Raw genomic sequence first — 22,329 nt, 5'->3', positions numbered from 1 at the left:
CAATCCTCAGCGGTGGGCCACGCCAGGCAGTACGCAGAGCATTTCGTACAGCAGGTTGGCGCCCAGCAGCGAGGTGTTGCCGGTGGTGTCATAAGCGGGCGAGACTTCTACCAGGTCGCAACCGACCAGGTCGAGACCTTGGCAGCCACGAACGATCTCGATTGCCTGAATGGTGGTCAGGCCGCCGATTTCCGGAGTGCCGGTGCCAGGTGCCCAGGCCGGGTCGATACCGTCGATATCGAAGCTCAGGTACACCGGACCGCCGCCGACTTTCTCGCGAACTTCGGCCATCAGGGGGGCCAGGGATTTGTGCCAGCATTCTTCGGCCTGAACCACACGGAAGCCCTGATTGCGGCTCCAGTTGAAGTCATCGGCGGTGTAGCCCTGAGCGCGCAGGCCAATTTGCACTACACGGTCGCAATCCAGAAGACCTTCTTCGACGGCGCGACGGAAGGTGGTGCCGTGGGCGATTTTCTCGCCGAACATGTGATCGTTCACATCGGCGTGAGCGTCGATGTGCACCAGGCCGACCTTGCCGTGCTTTTTGTGGATGGCACGCAGGATCGGCAGGGTGATGGTGTGGTCGCCGCCGAGGGTCAGGGGGATCACATCGTGTTCAAGGATGTTGTCGTAGGACTCTTCGATGATCCGCACGGCGTCGAGCAGGTTGAAGGTGTTGATCGCGATGTCGCCGATGTCGGCAACCGACAGCGAGTCGAACGGTGCCGCACCGGTGGCCATGTTGTACGGGCGGATCATGACCGATTCAGCGCGGATTTCACGCGGCCCGAAACGGGTGCCAGGGCGCAGGGAAGTACCGATGTCCAGTGGGATGCCGATAAAGGCAGCGTCCAGGCCGGCAGCGGTAGGTACATGGGGGAGTCGGAGCATGGTGGCGATGCCGCCGAAGCGCGGCATTTCGTTGCCGCCCAGTGGTTGGTGAAGAATCTTGTCCACGGGTAGGGCCTCATCGTCGTTGTTTTATTTATGTCGGTTGCACCGCACCGGGGAGGCTCGGGCACCGTTAGGGGCCGATTCTGCGAAATGTAGTGGCCGGGAAGAATCGCTACGGACAAATACTTAGTTCAGATTTTTCTAAACTAATGGCGGGAGGGGGGATAGACTTCTCGTCTGTCCGGAGGTCCTCTTCGCGGGCAAGCCTCGCTCCTACAGGATTTGTGTGTGTCTCGAAATCGGCGCCGACCTGTAGGAGCCGGCTTGCTGGCGATCGGTTGCGCAGCAACCGCCGTCAAACAACGCGGACTCACCGATACACGCTACGGAGCCCCCATGGCCAACGCTTTACCCGACCTGAAACTATTACGCATCTTCGTCAGCGTGGTCCGCCATCAGGGGTTTGCCAACGCCCAGCAAGAGCTCAACCTCTCGACCTCGGCGATCAGCACCTACATGAGCCAGCTCGAAGCGGCCCTCGGCCTGGTGCTGTGCCATCGCGGGCGCGGCGGTTTCAGCCTGACCAGCAAAGGCGAGCTGTTCCATCAGGAAACCCTGCGCCTGCTCGGCGAACTCGAAGGCTTCGAGCAATACGCGGCGGCGCTGAAGGGCGAATTGCGCGGTACGCTGAACCTCGGCGTCATCGACTCCACCGTCAGCGACAAGGCCTTGCCGTTCGCCGAAGCCATCGGCGCCTACAGCCAGGAACACCCGGCCGTGCATTTGCACCTGTCGGTGATGAGCCCGTACGAGCTGCAACTCGGCGTGCAGGACAACCGCCTCGACCTGGCCATCGGTGCGTTTTCCACGCGCATGAGCGGGCTGGTCTACATGCCGTTGTACCGCGAGCAACACTGGCTGTATTGCAGCAGCCGTCATCCGCTATTCACCGAGCGGCGCATTCCCGAACAGGTCATCACCCAGCAGCGCATGGTCGGTCGCGGCTATTGGAGCCAGGCCGAACTGGCGCGCCACGGCTTCAAGCACAGTGCCGCGACCGTGGAAAGTATGGAGGCGCAGTTGATTCTGGTGCTGTCCGGCGCCTACATCGGTTACCTGCCGGAGCATTACGCCCAGGCCTGGGCCGACAAGGGTGATTTACGCGTGTTGCTGCCGGCGACCTTCGGTTACCAGGCACCGTTCTCGATGATCATGCGCCGGGGCCGCAGCCGCGAACCGTTGATCCAGACCTTCCGCGACCTGCTCAAGGCGCAGCTCAATCAGGCTTGAAACCATGTCCAGAATCCAATGCCCGCGCTGCCTGCGCCCGCAAACCCACTGCCTGTGCCCATTGATCCCGAGCCTCGACAGCCGCACTCGGGTGTTGCTGTTGCAGCATCCGAGCGAAGTGAACCATGCGCTGAACACCGCAAGGCTGGCGGCGTTGGGGTTGAAGAATGCCGAGTTGATTGTGGGTGAGGTGTTCGAGGATTTGCCGGCGCTGTTGAATCAGCCGGGCTATCAGGCGCGATTATTGTTTCCGGCCGATGATGCGCAACCGATGCAGGCGTACGCCGCAAACGATGAGCCACTCTTGTTGGTTGTTCCGGATGGCACCTGGCGCAAGGCGCGCAAAATGCTGCACCTCAATCCGCTGCTGGCGGCATTGCCCCGAGTGACTTTGGTGGAGGGCGGCGTGTCGCGGTATCGCTTGCGCAAGGCGCCGGCGCCGGGGGCGTTGTCGACGGTGGAGGCGATTGTGCAGGCGTTGCAGACGCTGGAAGCGCCTGTCAGTTTCGAGCCGTTATTGAAACCGTTCGAGGCGTTGATCGAGGGGCAGATTGCGGCGATGGGGGAGGAGGTTTTCCAGCGCAACCACGGTCCGCAATAGTCGTCAGTGAGGGCCTCTTCGCGGGCAAGCCTCGCTCCTACAGGTATGCGTAATGTCGGAATCAACGCATAACCTGTAGGAGCGAGGCTTGCCCGCGAAGAGGCCGGGTCAAACACCAAATTTTTCGGAAAGTGATTACCGCTCTCGCATCGCCTCCGTCCGCGCTTTCAACACCGGTTTCAGCAGATAATCCAGCACACTCTTCTCCCCGGTAATGATATCCACCGTCGCCACCATCCCCGGAATGATCAGCAGCGGTTTCACATCCCCGCCCAAGTGGTTTTTATCGGTCCGCACCTGAATCAGATAGAAGCTGTTGCCCTTGTCGTCAGTAATCGTGTCCGCACCAATCAGCTCAAGCCTGGCACTCAACCCACCATAAATCGTGTAGTCGTATGCACTGAACTTGACCATCGCTTTCTGCCCCGGATGCAGGAACGCCACGTCTTGCGGGCGCACCTTGGCTTCGATCAGCAGGTTGTCTTCGATGGGCACGATTTCCACCATGTCGCTGCCCGGCTGGACCACGCCGCCGATGGTGTTGACCTTCAGCACTTTGATAATCCCGTGCACCGGCGATACCACCGTGGTGCGGCTCACGCGGTCGTCGATGGCGATGCTCGACGCGGTGATTTTCGACAGCTCGGTGCGTTTCTCATTCAGCTCTTTCGCCGCGTCCGAACGGAAGGTTTGTTCCGACTCGTCGATCTTGCTTTTGATCTCGTTGATCGCCGACTCGGCGCGAGGAATTGCCAGCGTCGTGGCATTCAGCGAACCACGGATTTCCACTGCGCTGCGTTTGAGCCGCAGGATTTCCACCGGCGACACCGCCCCGGTGCCCACCAGTGGCGCGGACATGTTCATTTCCTGTTGCAGCAACGCCAGGCTTGAACTGTATTGACCCTGTTTGGAGCGGAACTCCGCCAGTTCCTGGGTTTTCTGCCGCAGTTGTTCGGTCAGCGTGCGTTGCTCGCTGGCCAACCGGCGTTGCCGTTGTTCGTACAGCGAGCGCTCGTCCTCGGCCACTTGCGGGGCCTTGGCAATCACCTCCGGCGACAAACTGAACGGCCGTCCCTCGGCCTCGGCAGACAGGCGTTCGACCTGCGCGGTCAAGGCATAACGATCCGCTTCACTCTCGCCCTTGTTCGACAGAAACCGCGTGTCATCCAGGCGCAGCAGCGTGTCGCCCTTGTTCACCATTTGCCCTTCGCGCACGAAAATCTCGGTGACGATGCCGCCCTCCAGGTTCTGGATCACTTGAACCTTGCTCGACGGAATCGCCTTGCCTTCGCCCATGGTGACTTCCTGCAACACGGCGTATTTGGCCCAGACCACGGCGCTGATGATCAGCGCAGCGGCGAGCCAGACCGTGATCCGCGACCAGCGCGGTGAATCCTGCAACGAAGCGCCGGCCGTTTCCGGCATGAACTCACTTTCGGCGCTTTTGCTGAAGCTGTCGAAGTAGCCGCGTGAGCTTTGTGACGATGACATGAGCGGACTCCTAGACGGCCGCAGAGCCGACACGGCCCTTGCGCAGTGCATCGATGACCGCTTCTTTCGGACCGTCGGCGACGATCCGCCCGTTGTCGAGCACCACCAGCCGATCCACCAGGCTGAGCATCGAGGTGCGGTGGGTCACCAGCAGCAAGGTTTTGCCCTGGACCCAACCGTGAAGTTTTTGCCGCAGAACATCTTCGCTGCTGTTGTCCATGGCGCTGGTGGGTTCGTCGAGCAGCATGATCGGCGGGTCGAGCAACAAGGCGCGGGCCAGCAATACGGCTTGGCGTTGCCCCCCCGACAGCAACTGCCCGCGTTCGCCGACGGGCCGGTCAAACCCTTGTGGGTGTTGACGCGCGAGCTCGGTGACGCCGGTCAGTTCGGCCACTTCCAGCATCCGCGCATCGCTGATGTAGCGTGCGCCGAGTGTCAGGTTGTCGCGCAGGCTGCCGGCCAGCAACGGCAGGTCATGGGCGACGTAACCGATCTGCTGGCGCAGGTCGGCGACGTCCAGTTGCCGCAGGTCCAGGCCATCGAGCAGCAACTGGCCTTCTTCCGGTTCGTAGAACCCCATGACCAGTCGCCCCAGGGTGCTTTTGCCCGAACCGCTGCGACCGATGATGCCGACCCGCTCACCGGGTTTGAGGCTGAAACTGATGTTGGCCAGCGCTGGTGCATTCTGGCCGTTGTAGCGAAAGGTCACGCCGCTGACGTCGAGGGCGCCTTGCAGTTGCGTGCGCTCCAATGGCCGCTGTTTCGCATCGCGCTCCTGCGGCAGGCCCATCAGCGCATCGGTACTTTTCATCGTCAGTTGCGCTTGCTGATAGCGCGTGATCAACCCGGCGATCTGCCCCAACGGTGCGAGTACGCGACTGCCAAGCATGTAGGTTGCCACCAGCGCGCCGACGCTGAGGTTGCCGGCGATGATGCTGTAGACCCCGGCGACGATGGTCGCCATGCCGGAGAACTGCTGGATGAACAGCGTGCCGTTGGTGGCCAGCGCCGAGAGGTTGCGCGCGTGGCTGTCGAGGCGGGTGAGGGCGCCGTGGGTGCTTTCCCATTTGTGCTGGCGCTCGCTTTCGGCGCTACAGGCCTTGAGGGTTTCCAGGCCGCCGAGGGTCTCGATCAGCAACGCCTGGCGTTCGGCGCCGAGGGTCAGGCTTTTTTGCACGGTGTCGCGCAGCCGTACCTGAATCACCATCGCGAACAGGATCGTGATCGGAAACGCCAGCAACGGAATGACTACCAGCCAGCCACCGAGCAGGCCGATCACCACCAGCATCAGCACGGCGAAGGGCAGGTCGATCAGGCTGGTCAGCGTAACGGCGGTGAGGAATTCGCGCAGGCCCTGGAAGTCATGGATGCTCTGGGCAAAACCACCGATGGTCGCCGGCCGCGCTTTCATCGACATGCCGGTGATGCGTTCGAACAAGGTCGCGGACAGGATCACGTCGGTCTTCTTGCCGGCGGTGTCCAGCAAATGCGCGCGGACCACCCGCAATGCCAGCTCGAAACCGGTGCCGATCAGCAAGCCGATGGACAGCACCCACAGGGTCGAAGTGGCCTGGTTCGGCACCACTCGGTCGTAGGTCTGCATCACGAACAACGGCACCATCAACCCCAGCAGGTTGATCAGGAAACTCGACAGGATCGCATCGCTGTACAGCCATTTCGACAGCTTCAAGGTGTCGCGAAACCACGCCTCCACACGCGGCACCAGAGGCGAACGCAGGTCTTCGAGTTCATGCCGTGGCCGGGCGAACAAGGCCTGGCCACTATAACTTTCGGCCAGCTCTTCACGGCTGACCCATTGCTCGCCGCCGTCGGCTTCGCTCGGCAGAATCAGCAGGCGGCCATCATCGCCAAAGCGACGCAGCACGGCGGTGCGACCGTTGTCGAGGATCAGCAGTACGGGCAGGTTGAGCGCAGAAATGTCGTCCAGTTCACGGCGCAACAAACGCGCCTGCAAGCTGGCCCGGGCCGCTGCGCGCGGCAGCAGGTCCAGGCTCAGGCGTTGGTGTGCCATTGGCAGCCCGGCACTCAGGCTGGCACGACTGACCGTCGCGCCATGAAGTTTGCAGAGAATCAACAGACCGTCCAGAAGCGGGTCATCGAAGCTCAGCCGCGGATCGACACCAGTGTTGCCGGATTCCATGCTGGTCACATTGCTCGCTCCAGTACGCTACTTCAGTTCAGGCAAACGGGCTTCGTTTTTCACTTCGGTCTGGGCAATCGCGTCGGCGGGCAGTACCACGCGTTGTTTGCTCAGCAACTGGCCCATGTTTGCCAGCACGCGGTACATCGAGAATTCCTCGGTGTAGCGCACTTCGGTATAGCGACGGTTGGCGTTGTAGAGTTCGTTTTCGCTGTCGAGCACGTCAAGCAGGGTCCGTTGGCCGAGGCCGAACTGGTCCTGATACGCCGCCCGTACACGGGTGGTGGTTTCGGCGTATTCGCGGGCAGTCGGGGTTTGTTTTTTCGCGTTGACCATGGCGTTCCAGGCCAGGTGAATGTTCTCGTTGAGTTGGCGCAGGGCATTGTTGCGGATGTCCATGGCCTGGTTGATCTTGTGCGCGTCGGAGGCCAGTCGTGCCTTGTCGCTGCCGCCGCGGAACAGGTTGTAGTTCATCACGACGCCGACGCGCCATTCGTTGTCGTGGCCTTCTTCACCGGCGATGTTGTTATTCGCTCCCACCGCGGCTTCAGCGTCGAAGCGTGGGTAGAACGGCGACTTGGCGACTTCGTACTGGCTCTCGGCCGATTGCACATCTGCCTGGGCCGATTTCAGGTACGGGTTGTTGTCGACCATGCTCTGTTGGGCATCCCGGATCGTGGCCGGCAATTCGCCGCGAATCGATGGCAGCGTTTCCAGTTCATCGGGCATGCGCCCCGTGACGGCGTAGAAATTCGCTTCGGCATCGGCAAGATCGACTTCGGCGGTGTCGAGGTTGTTTTCCGCGAGTGCCCGACGCGCCACGGACTGGTCGGCGTCAGCGGTGCTGCCGATCCCGCGCTGGGTGCGCAGGCCGATCTGGTCGTTGACCCGCAGGTGGGCTTGCAGGTTGTTCTTGGCCAGCGTCACCAGTTCGCGGCGCTTGAGCACTTCGAGGTAAACCTCGATGGTACGCAGGGCCAGATCCTGAGCGGTGCCCTGTGCGTAATAGGCCCGTGAATTAACCACGCCTTTGGTGCGTTCGACTTCGTTGGCCGTGTTGAAGCCATCGAACAGCATCTGCCGCAGGCGCAGTTCCGATTGGGTGTAATTCAGGATTTCCGTGTGGTGATTGCCGAAGGCCCGGGTGTTGGTGTTATCGCTGTACCCGCGCCCGTACGAGGCGTTCAGATCCACGGAAGGATAAAAGCCCCCCTTGGCGACTTTCACGTCTTCATCGGCCGACAGACGGCTGTCCACCCGCGACGCCAGTTCCGGGTGGGTCGCAATGGTGCTCTGGATCGCCTCGGTCAGTGACATGGCGTGAGCCTGAGAAGTACAGGCCATCGCCAATAGAATCGCACTGCAGATGGGGTTCAATCGGCGCATGGGTACATCTCCCTGAGTCCTAATGGTGCTTATTAGTCGCCAATTATTTGACGACATTTATAGGTGAAACCGTTTCATGCTCTTTACAACAGAGCTAAGAACATTCTGGGAGGAATCTAAGAAGGATTTCTCATAAGGGTTATGCCAAAAAAAACTTATGCGCTCTGCAAAATCCAGCACATTGTTCACGTCGAAAGCCCTTGATTTATGAGCGTTAGGGCGCTCGAAAGGGCAAAAGGAAAGTTCCACCCACATATCGACTAGGGCGTAGAAGTGCTGGAGGGGAGGGACGCGAAACGGTTTTCTTGGTGACGGTTTTTTGTCACTTGGTTGGTTCAGAACCGTTACGCATCGCTCACTGGACGAGGTGTTACTGAACAGGATCCCGATGCCTTTGATTGCAGAGGGTTTTATTCCGTAGCGGACACGTCGCCCGTGAGCGACACGCTTGGCGAGATAGTCGCCAGGGCAGTGGCTTGGTGTTGACGAGCTGCTCCCCGGAAGAGGCTCGCTGGCCACCGCTTGACCCATGAGCACGTTCTTCGCAAACAACAGGATGCCGACGTCAGTCGGCAGCGGAGGAAGTGCACATGGCTACGCTCATCGGTATCGTCAGTAAGGTCATTGGTCAGGTGTTCGCCCAGGGGAGCGACGGTACCCGGCGTGTGCTGATCGAGGGGGACCGGCTGTTTGCCGGCGATCAACTGATCACCGGGGCCGAAGGCGCGGTGGCGGTGCACCTGCAAAATGGCCAGGAACTGACGCTCGGGCGTGGCAGCAGTCTGCAAATGAACCCTCAGTTGCTGGTGGATCACGCCTCCCATGTGAATACACCTGAAGCGACTACGCCGACTCAGGCTCAACTGTCAGATGTCGAGCGAGTACAAAAAGCCATCGCTGCGGGCGACGACCCGACCCAAACCGCTGAAGCGACCGCGGCGGGGCCGGGCACACCGGGTGCGCCCGGCGGTGCATTGGGTGGCGGCCATAGTTTTGTGCTGCTGGAGGAAGTGGCTGGGCGGGTCGATCCGACTGTCGGTTTTCCCACTGCGGGCTTCAATGGTGTTCCCGAATTTCCCCGGGAGCGTCTGGCCGGTGATCCGGACGCCGGTGATCCGGACAATGGCGGCAATGCGACCGCTGCACCGATTGTGGCGGATACCCCGGATCGTCCGGACATTCCGGATACTCCAGACAATCCAGACAATCCCGTCACCCTGGATGGCCTCGACGTAGAGGGCGGCGAGCTGACCGTCTACGAAAAAAACCTCACCTACGGCACTGACCCGGACGCACCGGCGCTGACCCAATCCGGCACCTTCACCGTCACCGCGCTGGACGGTCTGCAAACCCTCACCGTGGGCGGCATCGCCGTGGTCACCGCAGGCGTGGCGGCAGGTTTCCCGCAATCGAGCGAGACCGACACCGGCGCGATCTTCACCATCACCGGTTACAACCCGGCGACCGGTGTGGTGAGTTACAGCTACACGCTGCGTTACGACAGCGACCACCCGAATCCCGGTGGTGCCGACAGCATCTCCGAGCACTTCGACGTGGTGGCCAAGGATGTCGACGGCAGCACCGCAACCGGGCAGATCAACGTCAACATCGTCGATGACACACCGAACGCCAGCCCCGACGCGACCTCGGTGGCGGAGGGTGGCACCGTCAGCGGCAACGTGCTGTGGAACGACGTCGCCGGCGCCGATGGTCCCTTGCTCGGCGGTGGCGTGGTCGGCGTGCGCGCCGGCTCGGACACCTCGACCCCGGTCAACGGCGGCCTCAACACCCACATCAACGGCACCTACGGTTACCTGACCCTGGACGCCCAGGGAAATGCTGAATACCACAGCTACCCGAACGGGGTGAGCGGCCCGGGCGCGACCGACGTGTTCACCTACACCCTGCGTGATAACGACGGTGACGAAAGCACCACGACCATCACCATCGACGTCACCAACAGCTGCATCACGGCAGCCACCGACAACGACGTCACCGTCTACGAAAAAGCCCTCGACCTGAGCAAGGATGGCCAGGACCTCGCGGCAGGCACCGTCACCGGTAGCGAGCCGGGCCATATCGGCGAAACTGCCAGCGGCACACTGGTCGGCTCGGTCAGCGGCGCGACGGGCGCGATCACCTACACCCTGGTCGGCAGCGCCACCGGAACCTATGGCCAGATCCTGCTCAACCCCAACGGCACTTACACCTACACCCTGACCTCACCGGCCAGCACCACGCCGCACGCGGACAACGGCGCCAACACCCTGAGCGAAAGCTTCACTTACCAGGCCACCGACTCCCTGGGCAACACCGTCACCAGCACGATCAAGGTCAACATTGTCGACGACGTGCCCAAAGCGATGGATGACAGCAACGACGGTGTCGCCACGCCAACGCACCTGAGCCTCGAAGGCAACGTCCTGAGCAACGACGTGCAAGGCGCGGACCGCGTGCCGACCGGGCCGGACAGCGGACCGATTACCGCGGGCACGTTCACCGGGACTTACGGCACCCTGGTGCTGAATGCCAACGGCACCTACACCTACACGCTGAACATCAGCGATGCCGATTTCAAGGCGCTGCACAATGGCGGCGAGGGGAAGGAGAAATTCAACTACACCCTCACCGATGCCGACGGCGACATCAGCACTGCGACGCTGGAGCTGAACATCCATAACAGCCCGGTGACCCTCAACGGCCTCGACGTAGAGGGCGGCGAGCTGACCGTCTACGAGAAAAACCTCACCTACGGCACCGACCCGGACGCACCGGCCCTGACCCAATCCGGCACCTTCACCGTCACCGCGCTGGACGGTCTGCAAACCCTCACCGTGGGCGGCATTGCCGTGGTCACGGCGGGCGTGGCGGCAGGTTTCCCGCAATCGAGCGAGACCGACACCGGCGCGATCTTCACCATCACCGGTTACAACCCGGCGACCGGCGTGGTGAGCTACAGCTACACGTTGCGTTACGACAGCGACCACCCGAATGCCGGCGGTGCTGACAGCATTTCCGAACACTTCGACGTGGTGGCCAAGGATGTCGACGGCAGCACCGCAACCGGGCAGATCAACGTCAACATTGTCGATGACACGCCGAACGCCAACCCTGACGCGACCTCGGTGGTGGAGGGCGGCACCGTCAGCGGCAACGTGCTGTGGAACGACGTCGCCGGTGCCGATGGCCCCTTGCTCGGCGGTGGCGTGGTCGGCGTGCGAGCCGGCTCGGACACTTCGACCCCGGTCAACGGCGGCCTCAACACCCACATCAACGGCACCTACGGTTACCTGACCCTGGACGCACAGGGCAACGCCGAATACCACAGCTACCCGAACGGGGTGAACGGCCCGGGCGCGACCGACGTGTTCACCTACACCCTGCGCGATAACGACGGTGACGAAAGCACCACGACGATCACCATTGACGTCAGCAACGGCTGCATCAGCCCGGTCACCCTCAGCGGCCTCGACGTGTGTGACGGTGAACTGACCGTCTACGAAAAAAACCTCACTTACGGCACCGACCCGGATGCCCCGGCGCTGACCCAGACCGGCACCTTCAACGTCAACGCGCCGGATGGCCTGCTGACCCTCACCGTGGGCGGTATCGCCGTGGTCACTGCCGGCGTGGCGGCAGGTTTCCCGCAATCGAGCGAGACCGATACCGGCGCGATCTTCACCATCACCGGTTACAACCCGGCCACCGGCGTGGTGAGCTACAGCTACACGTTGCGTTACGACAGCGACCACCCGAATCCCGGTGGTGCCGACAGCATCTCCGAGAACTTCGATGTGACGGCCAAGGATGTGAATGGCAGCACCGCGACCGGGCAGATCAACGTCAACATCGTCGATGACACGCCGAATGCCAACCCTGAGGCAACGTCGGTGGTGGAGGGCGGCACCGTCAGTGGCAACGTGCTGTGGAATGACGTCGCCGGCGCCGACGGCCCCTTGCTCGGCGGTGGCGTGGTCGGCGTGCGCGCCGGCTCGGACACCTCGACGCCGGTCAACGGCGGCCTCAACACCCACATCAACGGAACCTACGGTTACCTGACCCTGGACGCCCAGGGCAACGCCGAATACCACAGCACCCCGAATGCCGTGAACGGCCCCGGTGCGACCGACGTGTTCACCTATACCCTGCGCGATGACGACGGTGACGAAAGCACCACGACCATCACCATCGACGTCAGCAACGGCTGCATCAGCCCGGTGACCCTCAGCGGCCTCGACGCGTATGGCGGTGAACTGACCGTCTACGAAAAAAACCTCACCTACGGCACCGACCCGGATGCCCCGGCGCTGACCCAGACCGGCACCTTCAACGTCAACGCGCCGGATGGCCTGCTGACCCTCACCGTGGGCGGCATCGCCGTGGTTACGGCGGGCGTGGCGGCAGGTTTCCCGCAATCGAGCGAGACCGATACCGGTGCGATCTTCACCATCACCGGTTACAACCCGGCCACCGGTGTGGTGAGTTACAGCTACACGTTGCGTTACGACAGCGACCACCCGAATGCCGGTGGTGCCGACAGCATCTCCGAGCACTTCGACGTGGCGGCCAAGGATGTCAACGGCAGCACTGCGACCGGGCAGATCAACGTCAACATCGTCGATGACACGCCGAACGCCAACCCAGAGGCAACGTCGGTGGTGGAGGGCGGCACCGTCAGTGGCAACGTGCTGTGGAATGACGTCGCCGGCTCCGATGGACCCTTGCTCGGCGGTGGCGTGGTCGGCGTGCGCGCCGGCTCGGATACTTCGACCCCGGTCAACGGCGGGCTCAACACTCACATCAACGGCACCTACGGTTACCTGACCCTGGACGCCCAGGGCAACGTCGAATACCACAGCACCCCGAATGCCGTGAACGGCCCAGGTGCGACCGACGTGTTCACCTACACCCTGCGTGATAACGACGGCGACGAAAGCACCACGACCATCACCATCGACGTCAGCAACGGCTGCATCAACGCAGTCAGCGACAATGGCGTCGCCATCATCACCAACGTCCTGTCGGGCAACGTCACGGTGCCGGGCGACGTGCTGCTGGCCAACGACATCGATGCCAACTCCAACCCGCTGACCGTAGCGCCAACCACCTTCAACACTGGCTGGATTGTCAAAGGTGCGGACTTTACCGGCAGCAACCAGAGCTACAGCTTCACCGGCAACAACGCTCAATCGGTGACCATCGCGCGCAGCGCATTCGTCGCCAACACCGCAGCCATGACCGCGGTGCTGGTGGTCAGCGGAGCGTTGGGCGAAGTCAAAAACAACAACAACAACAACAACAACAACAACAACAACGGCAACGGCAACGGCAACGGCAACGGCAACACCAATGACGAGGACCACATCACCGTCACCCTCAAACAGGGTGAAACCCTGAACCTCGATCACAACCTGGCGGGCGGTCACGTCACCATGGAGTACTCGGTCAACGGCGGCTCGTTCATCGGCATCGGCGATGGCCAGACCATCACCGCCGCAGTAGACGGCACCTACCAGATCCATATCATCAACATCGATGACGGCGGGCATGGCAACGGCAAGGGCACGGAAAATTATCAACTGACCATGACCGTCGACTACTCCGGCGCCCACAACACCACCCCGGACTATCACGGCGCCTACGCCGTCGACGACAGCACAGCGGTGACCATCAGCTATCAGGACGGTCACACCCTCACCGGCACAACGGGTGACGACATGCTGGTGGCGGGCACCGGCAACAACGTGATCAACGCCGGCGACGGCAACGATGTGCTCACTGCCGGTGCAGGCAACAACGAGCTGCACGGTGGCGCCGGCAATGACTTGCTCTACAGCGGCGCGGGCAACGACCTGCTCGACGGCGGCACCGGTATCGACACCGCGAGCTACGCCCACGCCACCGCCGGGGTCAAAGTGGATCTGAGCCTGCTCGGCGCGCAAAACACCGTGGGTGCCGGCACCGATACCCTGACCGCCATCGAAAACCTCACCGGTTCCAGCTTCGATGACAAACTGACCGGCGACAGCCACAACAACATCATCACCGGCGGCCTCGGCAACGACGTGCTCAACGGTGGCGGCGGCGATGACGTGCTCATCGGCGGCCTCGGCAACAACACCCTCACCGGTGGTGCCGGTGCCGACTCCTTCCTGTGGCTCAAAGGCAACAGCGGCCACGACGTGGTTACCGACTTCACGCCAGGCACCGACAAACTCGACCTGTCGCAACTGTTGCAAGGGGAGAACGGCACGGCGGCGTCGCTGGATGACTACCTGCACTTCAAAGTCACCGGCAGCGGCGATTCACTGGTCACCAGCATCGACGTCAGCGGCATGGCGGGTGCTGCGCCGAACCAGACGATCGACCTGGCCGGTGTGGACCTGGCCAGCCATTACGGTGTGACACCGGGCGCGGGTGGGGTGATTGCCGGGGCGGATACGGCGACCATCATCAACGGCATGCTGAATGACCACTCGTTGAAGGTGGATACCGTGTGACCTGAAACCTTAAACAACAAAACCCGCCATCCCTGTGTAAGGGATGGCGGGTTTTTTGTTGTGTGCAGTTTGGGGAAGTGTCCGACCAGCGGTAGCAAAACCTGTGATTTCTGACAGTAGCCAGACTTTGGTGACTGCCTTTAAATCATGTCATCGGTTGAGTGAAAGCGTTTTTTTCAAGCAGTTCGACAAATCGATTTTTTACTCCCGTCGGCCGTCACCCTGGCCTTTCACGACATTGTTTTCCCGAACAAGCGCCGGGTCATTTTTGATCGTGCGTAGATCCACCACATCCTGGGCAGTTGAAGCCCGTTACTAAGGAATTGTGAAATGACTATCTATGAAAAGTATAAAGTGCTGACCCCGCAAGAACAGCGGTTGTACAACAATAGAGTGATGCTGGCCAATCAAGAACCACCCAAAAATGATCCACCTAGTTTGCCGAATACTACGTTGTTAGGTCCGACCGCCGATGATCCAGGTCAACAGCTACAGTACAAGGATCGGCTATTTAATCTGGATGTGGAAGTTTCTGAATTTCCCGATGCGAGCTCTCCAGATAGAGCTAAAATCACTGTGCAGGCGATGTGGGATGGCACCAAATTCGGACGTGTTGAGAGTTTTGAAACTCCTTTGACCCGCGCCGAAATTGATGCGAAATTTCCAATAAGGCTTGCAGTTGATACAGGGCGTCTCAATGCTGCTGGGCCTCATCAGTTATCTTATTGGCAGACTTACTCAATAAATGGGGATGAGTCGAAAAAGCTTTCTATTAATATTGATACAGAGCCGCCTGTACCTGTTGGAAAAGTAGGAGTTCCGGCTGAAATTGAAGCAGATTTAACGATTACCAAGGCGTATCTGGATACTCATGGTTTTGTGCGTTTGACATGTAAAGAGTGGAGTGGGGCAAAAATTGGAGACGTAATTGAGTTTCGATATGGCCGATCAATACCCAACTCCCGACTCATTGATAAAATCGAGCGCAACGATCTTGGGATCTTGCCTTCAACCGATAAACTGACCAAGGAATTTATTGGATCAGCAGAGGGGGATTATTCGCTGTTTTTTGTCCTGTTTGATCGTAAAGGTAATCCAAGCCTTTTATCCGAGTTTTTGACGCTGGATGTGGTGCTTTCTGATCCGCCGGCAAACCAGACTCTGCAGGTTGCGCTGCACGATGATGATGATCAGATCCTGGTCGAGGATGCACAGACACCGGTCATTGCCAAAATCAGCTACGACAACTGGTTGCCTCAAGACAGGCTGCTGTTGAGCGTCGATGGGCAACCCGCCATCAATGTGGCTGTTACTCAGGTTCCGTTTTCACTTCCTCTGTCCTATAAATACCTGCACAACGGCAATGTGGGTCCGAAAACGGTTCCTCTTCTCTGGCAGATCCAGCGAAATAAACTTTTTCATCCCAAGACTCCAACTCCGAAAGATCTGAACATTGACCTTGATTCGCCGCTGCCGATTGATCCGGATAATCCGGGGTTGCCAGGTTTTCCGCATGACAAGCTTCTCCCGGTGACAATGCAAGGTACGGTAACGACGGACCCTAACAAGATCAGGGCTGGTGACCTCGCTGCCGACGTGGATGCAAAGGTACTTATTTATGAGGGGTTCAAGACGGGTCAGGTTGTATCGCTTTATGTAGAAGGAGTTGCCGTTCCGGAGGACCCTGCAAATACAAGAGGCAAGGGTGGCGTCTGGACGATGGACGGTACTGAAACAGCTACAACGATGTTGACCTTTACTATTGCTCCAGAAATTATTGAAGCAAGCGGAAACAATCCACTCACCAAGGTTCACTACAATGTGACTCACTCGCTTAACGAAAACTTCAATCGATCCAAAGATCAGGAAGTTGATGTTTTCCTCGTGCCGGTTACTATCCCCAAACCAAAATTCCTGCACACCGTTGATGATCTGGATGGGCCTACCTTAGGTTGTATTTCGATTAAAGATGATTCATTGCTGGGCAAAGTCATTGAAGTAGAGGTTCCAGGTGGCGAACTTAAGCTGGCAAACCAGGAACTTTTATTTGTCTATCAGGGTTATGTTAACGATCTTTCCAGCCCTCCGGACAATAAACCAGGGTCACCAATACCGGGTAACACCGTAACAGTGAAAAAAACACCGTCTACTGTTGAAGCCAGAGATGGCTTCCTTGTGAAAATTCCTTATGCGCAGTTTGCCGTGACCAATGACGGTTGGGGCGACCTTAAGTATACGGCATTAATAGATGGGCAACCGGCCTCGGGAGGGTCCGATCCGACCAAAGTAACGATGCGTATCGGTGGGGGGACCTGCCCAATCTAATGACTTGTTTAAGGAGGCACTTGGTGCCTCCTTTTTTGTCAGCGATGGGAATGGTTTTTATTGTTCCGTGCAATGGTTGGTATGACGGATTTTCCGTAGTCGAAAGAGATTAGTCCTACATTTTTTCGTAGGAAGCGTCTGTATCGTCCGCACCCTTTGGTGTCTCCCAACAGTTGGCCAACGGAGACCGGATCACGAGAAGGTGCAGGCAAATGACGACTCAATACAAAGTTTTACGCGTACCTGCTGGTACAGGTGCTTTTAAATCGCTGGCGACATTGCCGGCTTTTTTTTTGATGAGTTGTTCAGCGTTTGCGGCAACTATCGTTGATAACGGCAACACGTTGGATATCGATTCGTCCACGGCGCCAATCACCGATTATCTGGTGAGAAATAACAGCACGTTAAACATAACGGGTGCGACGACCAACAGTGTCACAGTCACCAGCGGTTCAACCCTGACTATCAATGGTGGAATCGTCAACGGCAATAGCGGCGGTAATGGTGTAACGATCAATAGCAGTACGGCGACTATCAATCAGGCCACGGTGACCGCCGACGCCACCGCTTTGTTGGTCAACCGTCCTAACGGATCGAACCAGGGCTCTACGGTGACGGCGACTGACAGTCAGTTCAGTGGTGGCGACACTGGCGCCACAGTGTCGGGCCTGAGTACTCTCGACTTGATCAATAGCCAAGTGACGGGAACGGCCGCAGGCAGTCGCGGGCTGGACATTTTTGGCGGCGCAGTGCGTGCAACGGCGGGTACCCGCATCAGCGGTGATGTTGCGGGTGTATTGATCAACGAAGACCCGGCGAACGTGGGAAACGCTTCCCTGGTGCTGGACAACTCTACCGTTGAAGGTCGCAATGGCGCGGCCATTGTTGTGGCGCAGGCCACCGATGCCAGCATCGAGGTGTTGAACAACTCCACGCTGATTGGCAATAACGGCAATGTACTTGAAGTGGAAGGCGCCTCGACGGCGAACATGCGGGTTGCGAACAGCGCCTTGCAAGGCAATGTGCAAGTGACTGGCAATAGCACCGCCAATCTCACCTTCGATAGCGCTTCGATGGAGGGCGATATCCTGCGCGAGAACGGTTCGACGGCCAATGTCACCTTGAACAATGGCTCAACGTTCACCGGACGCCTGAACAACAGCAACCTGAGCCTTAACAGCGGTTCGAGCCTGACCATGGTTGGCGATGACCGCATCGACACTCTGACGTTGAGCGACAGCACGGTTAATTTCGGTGCGCCTGGCGTGCCACGTGCGAATCGTCAACTTGAGGTGGGTACGCTCAATGGCAGCGGCATCATTGCCATGCAGGGCAACTTCCAGACCGGTGAAAGTGACTTGCTGAAAGCCGGCGCGGCCACTGGCAGCTTTGAATTGGCCGTCAACGCTTCGGGCAAGGACGCGACGTCTCCTCAACAATTGACGCTGGTGCAGATCGGAAATAACCAGGCAGATTTCGCGCTGTTGGGTGGCCGGGTCGATGTGGGGACATGGCAATACGATTTAGCTGAAAGAACCAACGCCTCCGGCGAAGCGGAGTATTACCTGAACCCTACCACCCGGCTCAGTTCCGGTGCTCAATCGGTAGTGGCATTGTTTCAAACAGCCCTTACCGTGTCCTATGGTGAATTGAAGTCGCTGGAAAACCGCATGGGCGAGTTGCAGGCGGATGACAAGCGCCACGGCCTGTGGGTACGAGCTTATGGCAACAAGTGGAACGTTGACGACGGTTCGATGGGTGTGGGTTATCGTCAAGAGCAACAGGGTTTCACCCTGGGCGCCGATACCCGACTGGGTGACAGTCCGTGGACTGTCGGTATGCTGGCGGGATACAGCAAATCCGATCTGAATCTCAACGGCGGCACCTCGGCCACGGTTGACAGCTACTACTTCGGTCCTTATTTCGGCTGGCGGAATCAAGACAATGGCTACTTCGTTGATGGTGCCCTGAAGTTCAACCATTTCCGTAACGAGTCCAAAGTCGGTATGAGCGATGGCAAACGCGCCGAAGGCGATTACAACAACTCGGCTGTGAGTGCGATGGTAGAAGGGGGTCGCCAAATTGATCTGGGGGATGGCTGGTTTGCCAAACCTTCTGTTCAGGTATCCGCTGCAATCATCCAGGGAGAAAGCTATTACTTGGACAATGGCATGAGCGCTGAGGGTGACGACACGCATTCATTGCGCACGAAGCTTGGCGTCATGGCGGGTCGAAGCATCAACCTGGGCGACACTCAGGTGCGTCCATACGGGCGAGTGGCGGTGGTCCATGAGTTTGCATCGAACGATAACAACGTGCGGGTCAATGGAAACTCGATCAATAACAACCTGTCGGGCAGCGGTTTCGAAGTCGGTGCAGGGCTGATGGTTTCAGTGTCCGAGAGGCTGCATCTTGGTGTCGGTGTCGATTATGCCAAGGGTAAAAATGTCGAACAGCCCGTGGCTGCCACCTTCAGTGCGAACTATCAGTTTTAAATGTGTGAGACAAAAAAAACCGCTAAAAGCGGTTTTTTTTGCACTGCCACAATGGTCTTTGTTAACTGTCGGTAGAACCGTTCGCCGAAACCCGCGTGAACCTTACTTTATTCGATTCGGCGTTATGATCGTCGGAAGCAACGGCACTGACCTCATAGGCTCTGCCTACTGCCAATCCGGTGAGGAGTGTCGCCCAATTACCATCCTCGTTGGCCAACTCTGCTTTCGGGTCGACGGTCCCGTTGACCTTGAGGTTGACCGACGATAGCGGTTCGGTTTTGCCGCCGACTCTTACATAACTGGAGGTGGTGTGACCGTTATCGACGATTTCATCTTTGGCATCATGCACTTGGGTTTCGCGTGGTGCGATGGATTTTCTGACCTCGAACGAGTACGCGCCAGACTCACCGCCATCGGGGTATTTTGCCTTGGCAACAAGGCGATAATTCTTGAGTGACAGCGAGCCGATGGGGACTTCGTAGCCGTCAGTTCCGATTTGCCCCTCACCTAAAGAGTCGTCGCCGTTGAAGACCTCGACGTACTCGCCTGCTTCGCCTTCGCCTTTGACAATCAGGTTGCTCTCATAGGTGAAACCGCCGTCATCGACGGTTTTTCCATGGGTGTCAGTCACGGTGTCCAGCGTTACAAGATCCGCCCCTTTAACGGTAAAGGTTCTGGGCGTAGGGGTTACCTCCTCGTCACCGTACAGTTTTTTGGCTTTCAGGCTGTGCACGCCTGGGGCCAGGTTGATTTTGATTTCCCACTCTCCGTTACCCTTGGCTGTCGCCGGCGGAAATCCCTCTGGGGCGTCGTGGTCGAGGATTTGAACATCCTTGCCTGGCCTGCACTTGCCCACGACGGTGAGGTTTTGGTCGGAGGTAGTGTCGCCTTCGTTGACAGGATTGCCGTCCGAGTCTTCGACAGCATCGAGAGACAGGCCGATGTCCGCTGCAACGTTGAAGTTTCGTGGTTCGGATGATTTACCTTCGCCGTAGAGTGCCTTGACGGTGATGGTGTAGGAGGTGCCTGACAGCAGATTCTTGAGTTCAAGTGTGTAAACGCCATTTTGGTTAACCGGCGCCTCTTCAAGTGGTGTGCTGCCATTGAACGCCTGAACTTTCTGGTTCGGGAAGGCTTTACCTGTGACGCTCACCGATGGGTAGTAGGTCGTTTCGCCTTCATCAATCGTTCCCTCCTCATCTTTCAGGGACTCGATGATGGGGGCGTCGGCGACCACGGTGAAGGTTCGAGGTGGGCTGGAAACAGGTTTGTTGCCGTAATTACCCATGGCAGTCAGGCTGTATTTTTTGACTTCCTTGACCTCGAATAACTCGGTCTTCCATTGGCCTTCCCCGTCGCTTTGGGCGGATGCCAATGTATTGAAGCCGTCCCGTACCAGAATCGGCTTGTCCGGCTCAGCGGTTCCACTGACCGTGAAGAAGGTATCGGAGGTCATGCCGTTTTGACCTACAAGGACCTCTTTGGAGTCCCTGACGGCTCTGATACTCAATGTCAAATCTGTTTCTTCGGGCGCAGTGCCCGACGGGACGTTCGGTTGTCTGGCTGTCATGGTGATGGACTCCGGTCCTGGTGTGAGTGCCGGATTGATTTAATGCGTGAAGCATGAGCATTGACTACTGTCAGAAATAACAGTTGTGGGAGGGTTTCCGATAAGCGGTTGGAGTGACAGCCAGCATCACATCGCAATGGCCCGGATTTTCAGAGTGTTTTTTGCCGAAGAATATATACCGTCACCAGCACCGCACTGGTCAGCATGAACCCGCGCGCCCACGGCAGGGGCACCAGGTAGCAGGACAACAGAATGCTCGCCCACATCAGGCCGATGGCGTAGACCTTGCCCTTGAGGGGAATGCCGTTGCCGTCGAGGTAGTCGCGAATCCACGGACCCAGCCGTGGATGCTCCACCAGCCAGTTGTAAAAACGCGGCGAACTGCGGGCGAAGCAGGCGGCCGCCAACAGCAGGAAAGGCGTGGTGGGCAATACCGGGAGGAAAATCCCGATCACCCCCAGCGCTACGCTCAGCCAGCCGATGGCCAGCAGCCCGTAACGCAACATCAGGGAGCGGTTGCCTATGGGGTTGTCCATAGGCAAAACCTTAGTGGTGACGTGGCTTGAGGATCGCCGGTTTTTCGTCTGGCGCGTTGCACAGCAGGTACAGCGCGGTCAGGGCTTCCGGGATCTGCACGATCATGTCGTCCATCAGGTTGGCGTCGGCCGCGATGTCGGAGAACTCGGGCTGCTCGTCGAACAGACCCGAACCGACCATGATCGGCAGCAGCATTTCGCTGACTTCGTCTTCGGCGGTTTCGAACCAGGCCGCTTCGCGCAGGAACACGCCTTCCATGAAGCCGATGCACCAGCCACGCAGGTCGGAATCGTCCGGATCTTCGCCGAGGTCCAGTTCGCACGGCAGCTCGAACTCTTCATCGGACGCCAGTTGGCGGGCGATGTGAGCCTTGAGGGCCAGCAGGGTGGATTCGATGGCTTCACGCTCGGTGTCGTCGGCGTAATGCGGCTCTTCGGCGAAGAGGGCGTCGATCCATTCACGGTCGGGAACGCTTTCGGAACAGATCGACAGCGCGGTGAGGTAGCCGTGGGCGGCCACGTAGTCCAGCGCCTCGTCATGCAGTTCATCGGCGTCGAGGAAGACTTGCAGGCGGGTTAGTTGCTCAGCGAAGGACATTAAAGGGCTACCTTGGGAATTAACAGATGCGGGAATTCTAGGCCTTCTTGAGCACTCAGGCCAGCCGCGCGGCATATTTGCGCTCAGTGATTTTCCAGAACAGCGCATTCCTTGCTGGAGCGAGCCTGCTTGCGAATGCTGTGTGTCAGTCGGCGAGGATTTTGATGGTGTACATATCCGTTTCTGTGGTTACGGCTGCTATCGGTTTCGCCCTTACGGCGAGTCACTTGGAAGAGCCCCAAGTAACCAAGGGCTCTTGCCCCTTTCGTTCGGTGCCTCGCTGTGGCTCGGCATACCCTCGCTCCGGTCCTGCTCCGTGGGCCCGCCGCCATCGGCCATCCATGGCCGGGGGCGGCTAACCCGGCATCCATGCCGGGTTGCCCACTGCGCAGAACCTGCGCTCGGCCTCTCGAGGGGGCGCTCAGATCAAAAGCGGAAGGCGAGCTAACGCTCGGCCTGATGAGTGGTGGAAATCAAAAGCA

12 protein-coding genes are annotated in these 22,329 nt (G+C 59.0%); 5 read left to right on the top strand and 7 right to left on the bottom strand.

All coding sequences use genetic code 11. The features are described from left to right. Nucleotides 1-6: 6 nt before the first annotated feature. On the bottom strand, nucleotides 7-957 hold the full coding sequence (gene speB, locus KGA97_RS20940) for an agmatinase (protein WP_008034256.1): 951 nt from the start codon (nucleotides 955-957) through the stop codon (nucleotides 7-9). 333 nt (nucleotides 958-1,290) lie between these two features. Here speB and KGA97_RS20935 point away from each other — a divergent pair, with 333 nt between their 5' ends. Next, nucleotides 1,291-2,184 (top strand): LysR family transcriptional regulator, encoded by an 894-nt coding sequence (locus KGA97_RS20935; RefSeq protein WP_008034255.1) that lies wholly within the window; start codon nucleotides 1,291-1,293, stop codon nucleotides 2,182-2,184. Between the two features lie 4 nt (nucleotides 2,185-2,188). Then, complete coding sequence (locus KGA97_RS20930) at nucleotides 2,189-2,785, top strand: tRNA-uridine aminocarboxypropyltransferase (RefSeq protein WP_223481429.1); 597 nt, start codon at nucleotides 2,189-2,191, stop codon at nucleotides 2,783-2,785. Nucleotides 2,786-2,920: 135 nt separating this feature from the next. On the opposite strand, the gene KGA97_RS20925 is transcribed toward KGA97_RS20930, so the two are convergent. Genes KGA97_RS20925 through KGA97_RS20915 form a run of 3 tightly spaced genes read right to left on the bottom strand, consistent with a single transcriptional unit; the run spans nucleotide 2,921 to nucleotide 7,823 of the window. Then, nucleotides 2,921-4,276, bottom strand: a complete 1,356-nt coding sequence (locus tag KGA97_RS20925) for an HlyD family type I secretion periplasmic adaptor subunit (RefSeq protein ID WP_223481428.1) — start codon at nucleotides 4,274-4,276, stop codon at nucleotides 2,921-2,923. 10 nt (nucleotides 4,277-4,286) lie between these two features. Next, nucleotides 4,287-6,446 (bottom strand): type I secretion system permease/ATPase, encoded by a 2,160-nt coding sequence (locus tag KGA97_RS20920; RefSeq protein WP_223481427.1) that lies wholly within the window; start codon nucleotides 6,444-6,446, stop codon nucleotides 4,287-4,289. A gap of 18 nt (nucleotides 6,447-6,464) precedes the next feature. Next, on the bottom strand, nucleotides 6,465-7,823 hold the full coding sequence (locus KGA97_RS20915) for a TolC family outer membrane protein (RefSeq protein ID WP_008040966.1): 1,359 nt from the start codon (nucleotides 7,821-7,823) through the stop codon (nucleotides 6,465-6,467). Between the two features lie 590 nt (nucleotides 7,824-8,413). Here KGA97_RS20915 and KGA97_RS20910 point away from each other — a divergent pair. The 3 genes from KGA97_RS20910 (at nucleotide 8,414) to KGA97_RS20895 (ending at nucleotide 19,143) form a co-directional block, all read left to right on the top strand. Continuing rightward, nucleotides 8,414-14,323, top strand: a complete 5,910-nt coding sequence (locus tag KGA97_RS20910; protein ID WP_223481426.1) for a retention module-containing protein — start codon at nucleotides 8,414-8,416, stop codon at nucleotides 14,321-14,323. A gap of 330 nt (nucleotides 14,324-14,653) precedes the next feature. Continuing rightward, nucleotides 14,654-16,648 (top strand): hypothetical protein, encoded by a 1,995-nt coding sequence (locus tag KGA97_RS20900; RefSeq protein WP_223481425.1) that lies wholly within the window; start codon nucleotides 14,654-14,656, stop codon nucleotides 16,646-16,648. A gap of 212 nt (nucleotides 16,649-16,860) precedes the next feature. Beyond that, on the top strand, nucleotides 16,861-19,143 hold the full coding sequence (locus KGA97_RS20895) for an autotransporter outer membrane beta-barrel domain-containing protein (RefSeq protein WP_223481424.1): 2,283 nt from the start codon (nucleotides 16,861-16,863) through the stop codon (nucleotides 19,141-19,143). 61 nt (nucleotides 19,144-19,204) lie between these two features. Here KGA97_RS20895 and KGA97_RS20890 read toward each other — a convergent pair whose 3' ends face one another. The 3 genes from KGA97_RS20890 to KGA97_RS20880 all read right to left on the bottom strand — a co-directional run bounded on the left by KGA97_RS20890 (nucleotide 19,205) and on the right by KGA97_RS20880 (nucleotide 21,847). Further along, nucleotides 19,205-20,713, bottom strand: coding sequence for a hypothetical protein (locus tag KGA97_RS20890; protein ID WP_223481423.1), 1,509 nt, complete (start codon nucleotides 20,711-20,713; stop codon nucleotides 19,205-19,207). A 149-nt stretch (nucleotides 20,714-20,862) separates the two neighbouring features. Next, a complete protein-coding gene (locus KGA97_RS20885) occupies nucleotides 20,863-21,249 on the bottom strand; it encodes a YbaN family protein (RefSeq protein WP_008040608.1) in 387 nt (128 codons plus the stop codon). A gap of 10 nt (nucleotides 21,250-21,259) precedes the next feature. After that, complete coding sequence (locus tag KGA97_RS20880; protein WP_008040607.1) at nucleotides 21,260-21,847, bottom strand: YecA family protein; 588 nt, start codon at nucleotides 21,845-21,847, stop codon at nucleotides 21,260-21,262. Nucleotides 21,848-22,329 lie beyond the last annotated feature (482 nt).

Source organism: Pseudomonas sp. BF-B-15 (assembly GCF_019946675.1).
In the GTDB taxonomy this organism is placed as follows: Bacteria; Pseudomonadota; Gammaproteobacteria; order Pseudomonadales; family Pseudomonadaceae; genus Aquipseudomonas; species Aquipseudomonas migulae.
The sequence above is the reverse complement of the archived record's forward strand: the minus strand, read 5'-3'. Positions and strand labels throughout refer to the sequence as shown.